This is a genomic window from Methanocorpusculum sp. GPch4 (assembly GCF_012062385.1).
GTDB lineage: Archaea > Halobacteriota > Methanomicrobia > Methanomicrobiales > Methanocorpusculaceae > Methanocorpusculum > Methanocorpusculum parvum.
Map to the genome: position 1 here is coordinate 13,993 of NZ_SIJA01000010.1, position 13,147 is coordinate 27,139.

Sequence of the window (13,147 nt, forward strand, 5' to 3'; positions counted from 1 at the left end):
TGCTTAGCTGAGGTCGTCCGCTTTCAGCGTCCGACCCGCCAACGAAATGCACGAAAAGGGGGACAGGGGTGGAGAGAAGGGGGGATCGGTAAGCTCTGAAAAGGAAGGAGTTGAGATAGATGTGGATGCATGAGAAAAACCAACCGCGAATCGGCGCGAATCCCGCCCTTCGGGCTCCCAGAATCGGATTTGCTTATCCTCACTTGAACTCGGCGGCTCTCTCGCAAGTCTAACGACTTGCTCAGCTGAGGTCGTCCGCTTTCAGCGTCCAACCCGCTATCGATCCGCCGGTTCATCCCTCATCGGGAACGTTCGGGCAAATCCTGTCGCCGCCCCAGCGGCTCCTGTGAGGAGAAAATAGTATTTTGGTGTTGGGGGGACAGGGGCGGAGGAATCGTGTGGGGTGTGACGCTCTGGAAGGAGTATGGCTGGATGTGGACACATGAAAAAGTCAACCGCAAACCTGTGGTTTGCTCTCCGCTTCGCTTTCGTGCGGGTTTTTCTTTCGTCTGTGTGAAGATCTGTGTTTTCTCAGATCATTTTTTGGTTGAGCGTGAGACAGTGAAAAAATACGACCCGTCGATTCCAATTTATTTGAGATCAAGTTTTTTCCGTTCATTAGGGGGTTTTAGATGAAATTGAATAATGCAAATCTATGAAAACTATCATTCTTAATACCTGTAAAAACCTATTACCAATAATTACGCTCTCCATAAAGTGCTGATGATTAGATGAGGAATGGTGTGAAATGAAATTAGAAGAAATCATAACTGGATGCCTTATTCAGGGGATTTTCCCCGGTAAAATTGCAAAAATCATTGGAGTTGAACAATTATCTCCCGACATAATCACCATATATTACAAATTGGATGATGGCATCCCAAAAGAAAGGCAGCTATTCAGACGTGATGAGGACAAGTATTCTTTAGCAATTGAAGGGAGACATTTTGCTTTTGATGCAAATGCCGATGATTTTAAACTGGCTATGGAAGCACAGCGCATAGCCAATTCGCACCTTTTCGATCCGTATATGGCCGTTCATTCTTCCAATATCATACCTCTTCCCCATCAGATCACGGCCGTATATGAGTCTATGCTTCCAAAGCAGCCTTTGCGTTATGTTCTGGCGGATGATCCGGGAGCTGGAAAAACTATTATGGCAGGTCTGCTGATTCGTGAATTGATCGCCCGATCTGATATTGAAAGGATATTGATCGTCTGTCCGGGTGTTTTAGTTGAACAGTGGCAAGATGAGCTGGATGAAAAGTTCAATCTGAAGTTCAGAATTCTTTCCAATGAAATGAATGAACAGTGTCGTGGAAATGTTTTTGAAGAGCATAACTGCCTTATTGCAAGACTCGATCAGTTGAAACAAAATGAAGACTTCCTGGAAAAACTTGAACTTGTTAATTGGGATCTGGTGATCGTTGATGAAGCCCATAAGATGTCTGCAAGTCAAAATGGATCTGATGTGAAGAAAACACAGAGGTTCCGGCTTGGTGAACTTCTGAGTTCACACACAAAGCATTTTCTTTTGATGACAGCGACTCCGCATAATGGAAAAGAAGAGGATTTCCAGTTATTCCTTTCTTTGCTGGATAAGGACAGGTTCTATGCAAAAATCCGCGGTGCTGCTGAGAGAGCAGATGTTTCTGATGTGATGCGAAGGATGTGTAAGGAGGATCTGCTGAAGTTTGACGGCACACGTCTTTTCCCTGAACGAAAAGCGGTCACGGCAAGTTATGAGCTATCTGATCTGGAGATGGAACTCTATGAGGATGTTACGCTTTATGTCCGTGAAGAGATGAATAAGGCTGAGCGGCTGGATAAAAATAAGAGAGTCAATGTCGGTTTTGCTTTAACGAGTCTTCAGCGTCGTCTTGCTTCTAGTCCGGAAGCAATTCATAAATCATTAGAGAATCGTAAGAAAAAGTTGATCGAGAAACAGAAAGATTGGGAAGAGGGTAAAGAAAGCAGGGGGTATGTTTCAGATGTGATGGCTGGTTATACAAAATCAGATTATAGTAAGTTTGAAGATGATCTGTTTGATGATTTAACAGGTCATGAATATGAGGAGCGCATAGATCAGATCACAGATAATTCAACGGCAGCCAGAAGTCTGGAAGAGTTAAAGAATGAGATCAAAACTCTTGAGGGTTTAGAGGAGAAGGCTCATCAACTTGTTTTATCCGAGAAAGACCGGAAATGGGATGAGTTGTCCAGACTATTGCAGAATACTCCTGAAATGAGAGGAGAGGATGGGAAACAGAGGAAGCTGATCATTTTCACTGAATATAAAGCAACTCTGAATTATCTTCAGGACCGGATCACGGATCTGCTTGGGTCAAATGAAGAGGTGGTTGTTATTCATGGAGGGGTGAAGCGTGAGAGCCGAAGGGAAATTCAGGAGAAGTTTCGGAATGTCCCGGATGTGCGTATTTTGATTGCAACCGATGCAGCAGGAGAGGGAGTGAATCTGCAGACTGCTCATCTGATGATCAATTATGATCTGCCCTGGAATCCAAACAGGATCGAGCAGAGGTTTGGAAGGATCCATCGTATTGGTCAGACAGAAGTTTGTTATTTGTGGAATCTGATTGCAAAGGATACCCGTGAGGGGGATGTTTTTGCAACGCTTTTTGCAAAGTTGGAGGTTGAACGCCAGGCTCTTGGCGGTAAGGTGTTTGATGTTTTGGGAGATTTGTTTGAGGATAGGTCTTTGGCAGATCTGCTTTTAGAAGCAATTCGTTATGGTGAAGACCCGAAAACCAAGGCGAGATTAAAGGAGAAGGTCGAGGGTGCTTTGGATAGAAAACATATCGAGGATCTGATTCGGCGAAATGCTTTGACTCAGGATATTATGAGTCCGGAGCGTGTATTTGCAGTTCGTGAGGAGATGGAGAAGGCAGAAGCAAGGAAACTTCAGCCGTATTTTGTGCGGTCGTATTTCCTGAATGCATTTTCAAAGGTGGGGGGAGTACTTAACCAGCGTGAGACGGGACGTTATGAGATCTCACATGTTCCAAGTTCTATTTTGGAGAGAGATCATATTTTGATCGATAGTGAAAGGCGTGACAGAAATCCAGTTGTTCATAAGTATGACAGGGTGTGTTTTGATAAGGAGGATATTGAGGGTAAGAATAAGCAGGCTGTCATGCTGCATCCCGGTCATCCTTTGATGCGGGCAGTTACGAGTATCATTCTCGAGAAATACGGCGGTCTTTTGAAACAGGGGGCAGTTTTTGTCGACCCGCTGGATAATGGACATACCCCTTCTATTCTTTATGTTCTTGATCATCGGATCACTGAGAGTAATGATCTTTCAAAGGTGATTTCCAGAAGATTTCAGTTTGTGAAAATGAATGAATTTGGGGAGGCGATGGATGCAGGTTTTGCACCTCATCTGGATCTGAGGTCTTTGACTTTGGAGGAGGAGAGATTCATTGAAGAAAAATGTGGTGAGGATTGGAGATCAGGAGCGGATAGGGATAATGTTCTGGATGGATATTCCATGTCATGGATCGGGGATGATGTCGAGCGAAAAGCTTTGTCTTATGCGAATACGGAGTTGGTTCCCCATCATTTTGATGAGATCAGACGCAAGCGTGAGGAGGATATTGATAAGACAAAATGTGCTATCCGGGAGAGGCTTTTAAAGGAGATCGATTATCTTACAAAACAGAGAGCCCGGTTTGAGGCTGATGTGAGACGGGGCAAGGGAGGGTCGATCCCAAGTCTTGAGAAGGTGAAGAGTGAAATCGAGCGTCTGCGTGACCGGCTTAAGGTTCGTGAGGCTGATCTGGATTCTCAGAGGGATGTTGTATCCCAGACTCCTTTGGTGATCGGCGCTTGCATTGTTTTGCCGGTTGGGTTGTTTGCCTTTTTACGTGAGGGCAGTATGTCGTATTACTCGAACGATCCTGATTGCCGATCGAAGATCGAGGAGTTTGGTATGCAGGCGGTTTTTGCTAAGGAGCAGTCGATGGGGTATGAGACGACCGATGTTTCTAAAGAGAACTGCGGGTGGGATATCACATCCCGGAAGAAAGATGGTTCGGGAATGATCATTGATGAAAGACATATTGAGGTGAAGGGTAAAGGTATGGATAGTCCGGTTGTAACTGTTTCCAAAAATGAGATCATGTATGGTCTGAATCAGCGTGAGAAGTTTATTTTGGCAATTGTGCGGGTGGATGGTGACGTGGTCATGCAGCCAAGGTATATTCATGAGCCTTTTACGAAGGAACCTGCATTTGATGTGGTGAGCCAGAATTTTGATGTGGAAGAGCTTTTAGCACGTTCAAAGGAGTTTTAAATGACAGAAATAATAAAACCAAAGAAGCTGATCGAGACCTCTATTCCTCTGGATGCGATAAATATTGAATCTGCCAGAGAGAAATCTATTCGTCACGGTCATCCGTCAACTTTGCATTTGTGGTGGGCAAGGCGTCCTCTGGCTGCTGCCAGAGCGGTTTTATTTTGCCAGATGGTGAATGATCCCGGCTGGAATAACCCGAATCCAACTCCTCAGCAGATCGGAATGTATGCGAATCAGCGAAAAAAACTTTTCAGGATCATTCGTGAGATGGTCAAGTGGGAAAACTCGGATAATGAACGCATTTTAAAAGAGGCAAGGAACGAGATCTGGAAGAGCTGGGTGGAGACGTGCGAGGCGAACAAGGATCACCCTGAGGCTTCAACACTTTTTGATCCTGATGTTTTGCCGGCAGGTCATGATCCGTTTGCCGGAGGCGGAGCAATTCCTTTAGAGATGCAGCGTTTAGGTTTGACCGCGTATGCATCTGATCTGAACCCGGTCGCCGTGATGATAAATAAGGCGATGATCGAGATCCCGCCGAAGTGTGCTGGTCATGCTCCGATCAATCCTGGTTCAAAGAAGATCAGTTCTTCATGGAAAGGCTGCACAGGACTTGCCGAGGATATCAAATATTACGGTAATTGGATGCGTGAAGAGGCATTCAAACGAATAGGCCATCTGTATCCAAAAGTGAAGATCACGGAAGAGATGACCAAAGACAGACCTGATCTGCTTCCATATGTTGGTCAGGAATTAACGGTCATTGCATGGGTATGGGCAAGAACGGTAAAGAGTCCGAATCCCGCGTTTGCAAATATTGATGTTCCTTTAGTTAATTCGTTTACTATTTCCGTTAAGCAGAAGACCTGGGTCGAGCCGGTAATTCGGGATGGGAACTCAGGTTATGATTTTGTGGTCCGAACACAAGGGGAACCCACATTGAAGGAGGGAACAGTAGGGCGGAAAGGCGGAGTCTGTATTATGTCTGGTTCATCAATGGATTTGCCATATATTCGCTCTGAAGCTCAAGCCGGAAGGATGGGTGAACGATTAATGGCTGTTGTTTGTGAAGGAAGCAAAGGCAGAATTTATCTGTCTCCTGATGCAGAAAATGGAGTTCTCCTTCCTGAAAACTTTGATGTTTGGAAATCAACCTTAGAACTTCCGAAGAAGCACCGTGATTTTAAACCACCTATATATGGGATGGTCTCATTTGGTGATATATTTTCCAGACGTCAGTTAGTTGCCCTCAGTACATTTTCCGATTTAATCCCGGAGGTGATCCATAAGATCTCTACGGATTCAAAGGGTACAGTTGACAAAGAGTATGCCCTGGGACTTGCCACCTATCTTGCATTTGTTCTCGACAAATGTGCCGACTACTGGTCATCAGTATGCACATGGATTAGTACTGGAGAAACAATTCGAAATACCTTCGGTCGTCAGGCTATTGCAATGTCTTGGGGATATGCTGAGACCAATCCATTTTCAGATTCAACAGGGAACTGGATGGCAATGGTTGACTGGGTGTGGAAAGTTGTCGAAAGACTTCCTGGAAACGAATCCGGATATGCATGTCAGGCTGATGCTCAAAAGCAAACAATATCACAAAACAAAATCATATCAATGGATCCTCCATACTATGATGTTGTTATGTTTGGGGATATCTCAGACTTTTTTTATGTGTGGATGAGGCGTTCACTCAGAAGTTTATACCCTAATCTTTTTGAAACGATAGCAACTCCAAAAGAAGAAGAAATTATTGCATCCTCACATCGTTTTGGCTCGAAAGAAAATGCTTCCAAAGAGTTCATGAATATGATGAGTAAAGCGTTAACAAATATAGCAAATTTATCTCATCCTGCATTTCCTGTAACAATTTATTATGCATTCAAACAGGCTGAAACAAAAGAAGAAGGGACGGTATCTACCGGATGGGAAACCTTCCTTGACGCAGTCATGCGATCTGGTTTTGCCATAACCGGGACCTGGCCTATGCGAACTGAGCGAGGAAGCCGTATGAATGCTCAAGATTCAAATTCATTAGCATCTGCCATCATTCTAGTCTGCCGTAAACGTGAAGCCAATGCTCCAAAGATCACCCGGAAAGAATTCATCAAAGAATTAAATATCAGATTACCGCAGGATCTGAATCTGATGACCGGTGTTGAGTTTGATGACAAAATAGACTTCAAAGTCTCTGCAGTTGATCTGGCACAGGCCGCGATTGGCCCCGGGATGGCGATCTATTCCAAATATTCCGGGATCCTTGAAGCAAACGGATCAACGATGAGTGTGCATGATGCGTTACTTCTCATCAACAAAGTTCTCAGTGCCTATCTTGATAAGGACGACAACGAACTCGATGCGGATACAAAATTCTGTAAATCCTGGTTCGAGCAGAACGGATGGAATGAAGGAAAATACGGGGAAGCTGAAGTTCTTGCAACAGCCAAAGGAACGTCCATTTCTGGCTTACAGGAGGCTGGTGTATTACAATCAGGCCGAGGAAATGTCAGACTCCTCAGATTTACCGAGTATCCTGACAACTGGGACCCGGAAACAGATTCCAGACTTCCGGTATGGGAAGCTCTTCATCACTTAGTAAAAGCTCATCAGGAAGGCGGAGACGCAAAAGCCGGCAGACTCTTTAGTCAGATCGAACGTATGTCTCAGTCCATAAATCTTCTCGCAACCAGACTTTATCAGATATGCGAACAGAAAGGCTGGGCTGAAGATGCACGGTATTACAATGAACTGACCGCCTCATGGCAAAACATTGAAGAACGCCCTGGCGGAGATGCTAAAATCGCACGCGAACCCAGTAAGAAAAAGGAAGTTGGGCAGAAAACACTGGAAGGGTTTTCCATCCCGTTGACACTGCCATTTACTTTGGGAACCCTAAAAAAACCAGATGAAAAGTAATGACTGACCCTTATAATGAGCCGTGGGTAAAAGAGTTTCTTGATGATCTCAGAAAAACGAAAGATGCTGATATTGATAGCGTTCTCTCCGAAAAAACACCAAGGATCCCTAAAATCCTCTATCGATATCGAACGATAAACGATAAAAACTGTAATACCTTAGATGAACGTTATATTAAATTTATAAAATTCATAAATCATCCAATTTGGTTATCCCATCCTTACAAGTTTGCCAATAAATCTTCTGACACAACCTCAGATAGTGATGGGTCATCACCTCCTCTAGAAAAAGAGGTGGACTCTGTCATCTATTTTTCTGATGAAGCATTGCACAGATATGCTTTAATTCAGGAAATCAGAAAATATCTGGAAGATTATTATGGAGAAAAGGAAACACACAACCTCATAGATAATTCAAGGCTGGATGGGTGTCCAATTACGTTAGATCGGTTGAAATCACTTGCTAGTGACGTTGCAAAAAATAAAGGGATTTCGGATACAAATGAGGTTTTTACGCAGCTATCCAAAAATGCTGAAAGCCAAATAGCCTATTATAAAAAAAGCATTCGTGATCGGATGTATGAAAGGTTAGCAATTGGATGTTTTACTACTGACAAATATTCTGATTACATGTGGCAAAATTATGCTGATAATGGGAAGGGCATGTGTTTCGAATATGATATGACTCAATTCAAAGATTCTGCACGTGAAAAAAAAGAACTGTGTCCAGTTTACTATACTGATGAGATTGTAGATATGAGCGATCTCATCCATGAAGATATAGATAAAGATAATGAATACTGGAATACCCAGATACTCCCGATTCTTCTCACGAAAAAAATATTGTATTGTCAGGAAAAAGAATGGCGTTTGGTAATTGGCGGTATTGGTAGTGAAGATGGTTCTCTCTATCCATTCATAAAACCAAGTAAGATCTATCTCGGTTCTTTAGTCTCCCGAAACTCTCGGAGAAGAGTAGAGAGACTCGCAAAGAGAGTAAATGTGCCAGTTGTATTGTTGAAAAAAGGCGATGCTCCAAATACCTATCAGGAAATTTACCGGTAATATCACCTTTTTGACAAAATCAGAGTCTGTTTATTTTTAACTCTGTGTTTCCCGGGATAATGTCGGATCCCTCTGAAAATAGAGGACTTGTCTATTCTCGCTCAAATATTTGATCAATATGTCAGACTAAATCAGTTATTTACCAACATTAACCCATACCTCTATAAGATTTCACAGACTATAACGTATTAATTATCCATTTAGAGAGAGGAGAACATTGTCACTAAAACCTTGGAGAGAAATAGCAGAACCCCGCGACGACGTATGTACTGGAACCTTCCAGCAGGCAGAATTTGCAGCCGATATATCTGCCGTCCGGAAAAAGATTGCATCCAAAGAATACACCGATCCTGAAAAATTCTTCGCCATGACTTACATCACAAAAGGCATGGAAGACCTCATAAAATCAGTCTTAAGGAGAATATCCGGAACAGGAGGAGATCCAGTAATACAACTGCAAACCTCCTTTGGCGGTGGAAAAACCCACAGTCTCCTTGCGATATTCCATATTGCCAAACAGGAAAAACCTCTCACCTCATTAAACGGACTTTCAAAAATACTCGACGAACTCCAGATATTTGATCTCCCAAAATCCAGAGTAGTTGTGATCGATGGAACAAATCAGAACGTAAGCCAGCCAATAATCTATGGAACTCTGAAAGTCAACACACTCTGGGGTGATTTAGCCTACCAGCTCGGCGGAATAGAAGCCTACGAACTGGTAAAACAAAATGATCTCGAAGGAACTACTCCTTCAAAAGATTTATTCATAAAACTTCTCTCAGATTATGGGCCAGCCGTCATTTTAATGGACGAACTCGTCAGATACATATCACAATTCAGATCTACAGGATCATACTTAGGTGGAACATACAACTCAAATCTCTCCTTCATTCAAAACCTCACTGAAGCAGTCAAACAGGTCCCAAACGCAATATTACTAGCCTCACTTCCAAATTCTGACAAAGAGGCTGGAGATGAACACGGAATAGATACATTAAACACCGTAAGCCACTACTTTGGCCGTATCCAGAGCATTTGGCGACCAGTTGAAACTCAGGAATCCTTTGAAATAGTGCGAAGAAGACTCTTCAAACCGATCACAGGCGACGCCGTGAGAAAAGAGATCTGCAAAGCGTTTGCAGACAATTACATTCAGAACGCTGAACATTTTCCGCCTGAAACTCAGGAAAGCACATACCTCACCAGTCTGGTAAATGCTTACCCTATCCATCCAGAATTATTTGACCGACTTTATAATGACTGGTCATCACTTCCAACGTTCCAGAAAACACGCGGTGTTCTCAAACTCATGGCAAAGATCATCTCTGAACTTTGGAATGAAGGAAACTCTGATCTCCTCATTATGCCAGGAAACCTCCCGTTAGACGATGATGTGAAAACTGAATTTCTTTCATACCTTGATGCAGGATGGGACCCTGTAATTGATGGAGATATCGATGGAGAACGTTCTGAAGCTTACCGACTCGACTCTGCCCAGCCAAGACTTGGAAAAGAACTTGCCTGCCGGAAAGTTGCACGGACTATTTTCCTTGGAACCGCTCCCGGAAGCCAAAACAGACTCAAACGCGGAATTGACAAAAAGCAGATCATGCTTGGAATTGTCCAGCCAGAACAGTCGATCGCAATTTACTCAGATGCTCTTGACCAACTGAGCAACAAACTTCATTACCTCAATATTGGTGAGGATCAATACTGGTTTGACATCAAACCCAACTTAATCAAAGAAATGGAAGAGCGTAAAAAACGCTTCAACCTTGATGATACGATCCTCCCTGAAATCAAAAAAATTCTTAAAGATGTATTCAAACCGTCTGGAATATTTGAAGCAGTCCATATATTCACTCAAAGTTCAGACATACCCGACGACAAATCTCTGCGTCTTGTAATTCTTCCGCCCGGAGAAAACTATAACAAACTCATAAACTTCAGCACCGCACAACCATACGCAAAAAGTGTCTTAGAGACCCATGGGATCCAACTGAGAAAATATCAGAATCGTCTCATCTTCCTTGCTGCTGAGGAAAATTGTGTCAGCAGATTCAAAGATCATATCGTTTCGAAACTTGCATGGGAATCTATCGTTGAAGATTATGAAAAACAAGCGCTTGTATTGGATAGTATTCAATCTAAGCATGCAAAAGATAAAGCAGTATTCAGCGCAAAAACAGCCAAGCAAAGTGTTCGTGAATGCTACAAACACATACTGATCCCAGAAATTATATGTGTTGGCAGAGAAGTCCCGAAGGATTTTGAATGGAAAGAGCTTCTATTGAATTCTGGAAGTCATGACCCTGTACGTGATATACAGAAAAATTTGCAGGATGAAGAGTATATCATACATGAATGGGCTCCGGTCCATCTCAACTCTTGTCTTCGGAAATGGTATTGGAACAACAAACACCATGTAACTGAAGAAGAGTTCTGGGACAACTCATGCAGGTATCTTTATTTCTCGCGTTTATCCAATGAAGGTGTTCTTCACTCTGCGATTGCTGATGGTCAGGAAGTAAAAGACTTCTTTGGAATCGCATACGGATTCGAAGACGAAAAATACACAGATTTCAGGTTTGGAACTTCTGAAAGACATTACATCAAAGACAAAGCCGTTTTACTCATTGATCCGATTGTTGCTGAAGAATATCAAAAATCATTAAAACCGGTAGAACCTCCGGTTGATATTATAGGGCCTGTAATCCCTAAACCAGGCCAAGTCGATCTAACGACGAGAACATTGCCACCAAAACCAATCATTACAGGGCCATTAATGAAAAGATTCTATGGTTCTGTAGAACTAGATCCTATAACTCCCGCCAATGACATGATGAATATCACTGAAGAAGTGATTCGTCAATTCACAAAGTTAGGAGCAGATGTTTCGATCAAGGTTGAAATAACGGCAGTTGATAGAAAAGGATTTGGACCTGATTTACAAAGAACAGTTAAAGAAAATACCAAGCAACTTGGATTCAATACTGAGAATACAAACTTTGCTGAAGAGTGAATAGTGGTAAACTGACAGATTGAGTATAAGGTATATATCCTTTTTTTTATTCCATAAACAGAAAAACCTCGTAAAGGAGCCGCTGGGGCGGCGACAGGATTTGCCCGAACGTTCCCGATGAAGGGACGAGCCGTTGGGTCGATTAGACCCAACGAGCGAGAGTGAGGAAAAGCAAATCCGATTCTGGGAGCCCGAAGGGCGGGATTCGCGCCGATTCGCGGTTGGTTTTTCTCATGTGTCAAAACGAATGCCGTACAAGAAATCGAAGTACATCTGCTTTGTCCCCCGAACCCCAAAAACCACCTCACTTCCACTCGAAAACCACCATTTCCACTCCAAAAACACCATCCTCCCATCAAAATCCACCCCTTCCACACACACAAAAATCCCCCCTCAAACAAAAAATACGCCCATTCCTGCCGTATTTCCCTCCAAACACACTCATCCTATATAAAATACCAACCTGGACGTCCAGAAAATTCGATGACCCCCCGGAGACTACGTCCGTAAGTAAGTAAATACGGGAAGAAAAAAATGCTCATCAATCACTTTTTTTTTAGACGTCTAGTTGTATTATTATTATTTTATGTACAGTACAGAAGAGAGAGAGAGAGAGAGAGAGAGAGATCGAACCAAAAACAAAAACAAATCATATTTAAGCTTTTCCGACCGTAAGGACGTAGTCTGAGGGGGGTTATCGTTTTTCCTGGACGTCCACGTATATAATTTATATACAATGACTCTGCCAAACCGAAAATACGCCCATTCCTGTCGATTTCGATTTTTACCCACCAAAAATAATCACAAAAAATTCATCAAAATTGATCACCGAAAGTCGATTCTGGAATCGAAATACCTATTTGCGAATACAAATCGAGTCGTTTTTCATCATCAGACCCCTGTTTTTCACCACCCCTGTTTTGTTGTCAAATTGCTAGCAAATATCGCATTTTCCGAAACACTCAAATACCCTTCTGCGAAATAGTTTGTTAGCAGATTGTCAGCAAGAATGCTACCAACTCTGTCAGATCCCGGTCATCCGGGAGGAAGTGAGATCTATATCACAAAAATTTACTCTCTACATAGGCGACTTGGACAAACACCTCTTTGACGCCTTTGCAAAAACGTACCGACACGGTGAAACATCCAGGATCATCCTCGGACTCATCCGTAAACACATGAAAGAGGTCCATCAGATCTATGCCTGACTACAAAATCTACATCCCCGAAGCAAAAGCCCCTGTCCTCTACCAATTCAAAGAACAGTTCGGCAAAGACGCATCCGGTATGATCGTCGACTTCATCGAAAACGTCCTCAGGGATGCCGGCAGCTCAGAGACCATAACCTGCTCAGCCGACCAGATCCATCAAACCTACTTCGGCGACATCGAAAGCGAAAAAGCCTTCCTCTATCTCTTCGATACCCGGGAAAGCGCAAAACTCGCTATCAAAAACCGTCTCGATGCCCTCTATCAGAAACATCCCGATCTCTATCTGGATGTCATCGCACAGTTCAAAGAAAAATACCCAAACTTAGCAAAAATCACAGGAATCAACCAATGAAACAAACCACAAACAGCGAAACCATTCGCGAAAAACATGCCTGCCCTAAACCAGCGTCTAAACAGTTTCAGGGAACAGGCAACAACAGATTCGACCCGAGACCAGAAAAACCCACCGGGCCGACCGGATCCTCTGGAACCCCTGGTTCCGCAGGCACCAGCGATCCCAAAAACCGAAACACCAAAAACCGGATCTGGAGCCTCGCCGACTACGACGCGACCCCTACGCTTGATCTGATCATCAACACCCTCG

The 13,147-nt window shown here is 43.2% G+C and carries 6 protein-coding genes; all 6 read left to right on the forward strand.

The genetic code is table 11. The annotated features are described in order from the left end of the window. Nucleotides 1-748: 748 nt before the first annotated feature. Nucleotides 749-4,315: a helicase-related protein gene (locus EYA77_RS00570; protein WP_167815553.1), complete on the forward strand. Its 3,567-nt coding sequence runs from the start codon at nucleotides 749-751 to the stop codon at nucleotides 4,313-4,315. Continuing rightward, a complete protein-coding gene (locus EYA77_RS00575) occupies nucleotides 4,316-7,243 on the forward strand; it encodes a DUF1156 domain-containing protein (protein ID WP_167815554.1) in 2,928 nt (975 codons plus the stop codon). Next, complete coding sequence (locus tag EYA77_RS00580; RefSeq protein ID WP_167815555.1) at nucleotides 7,243-8,307, forward strand: DUF2971 domain-containing protein; 1,065 nt, start codon at nucleotides 7,243-7,245, stop codon at nucleotides 8,305-8,307. The genes EYA77_RS00575 and EYA77_RS00580 overlap by 1 nt, the downstream gene beginning before the upstream one ends. Nucleotides 8,308-8,524: 217 nt before the next feature. Next, nucleotides 8,525-11,332 carry an ATP-binding protein gene (locus tag EYA77_RS00585; protein ID WP_167815556.1) on the forward strand — a complete coding sequence of 936 codons (2,808 nt, stop codon included), beginning with the start codon at nucleotides 8,525-8,527 and terminating at the stop codon, nucleotides 11,330-11,332. A 1,200-nt stretch (nucleotides 11,333-12,532) separates the two neighbouring features. Further along, on the forward strand, nucleotides 12,533-12,895 hold the full coding sequence (locus EYA77_RS00590; RefSeq protein WP_167815557.1) for a hypothetical protein: 363 nt from the start codon (nucleotides 12,533-12,535) through the stop codon (nucleotides 12,893-12,895). Continuing rightward, a partial coding sequence (locus EYA77_RS00595) for a hypothetical protein (RefSeq protein WP_167815558.1) occupies nucleotides 12,892-13,147 on the forward strand: 256 nt, incomplete at its 3' end. The genes EYA77_RS00590 and EYA77_RS00595, both read left to right, overlap by 4 nt.

Bases quoted from the DNA above. Each gene is read 5' to 3' on its own strand.
- EYA77_RS00570 (WP_167815553.1), top strand. From the start codon at position 749: ATGAAATTAGAAGAAATCATAACTGGATGCCTTATTCAGGGGATTTTC.
- EYA77_RS00575 (WP_167815554.1), top strand. From the start codon at position 4,316: ATGACAGAAATAATAAAACCAAAGAAGCTGATCGAGACCTCTATTCCT.
- EYA77_RS00580 (WP_167815555.1), top strand. From the start codon at position 7,243: ATGACTGACCCTTATAATGAGCCGTGGGTAAAAGAGTTTCTTGATGAT.
- EYA77_RS00590 (WP_167815557.1), top strand. From the start codon at position 12,533: ATGCCTGACTACAAAATCTACATCCCCGAAGCAAAAGCCCCTGTCCTC.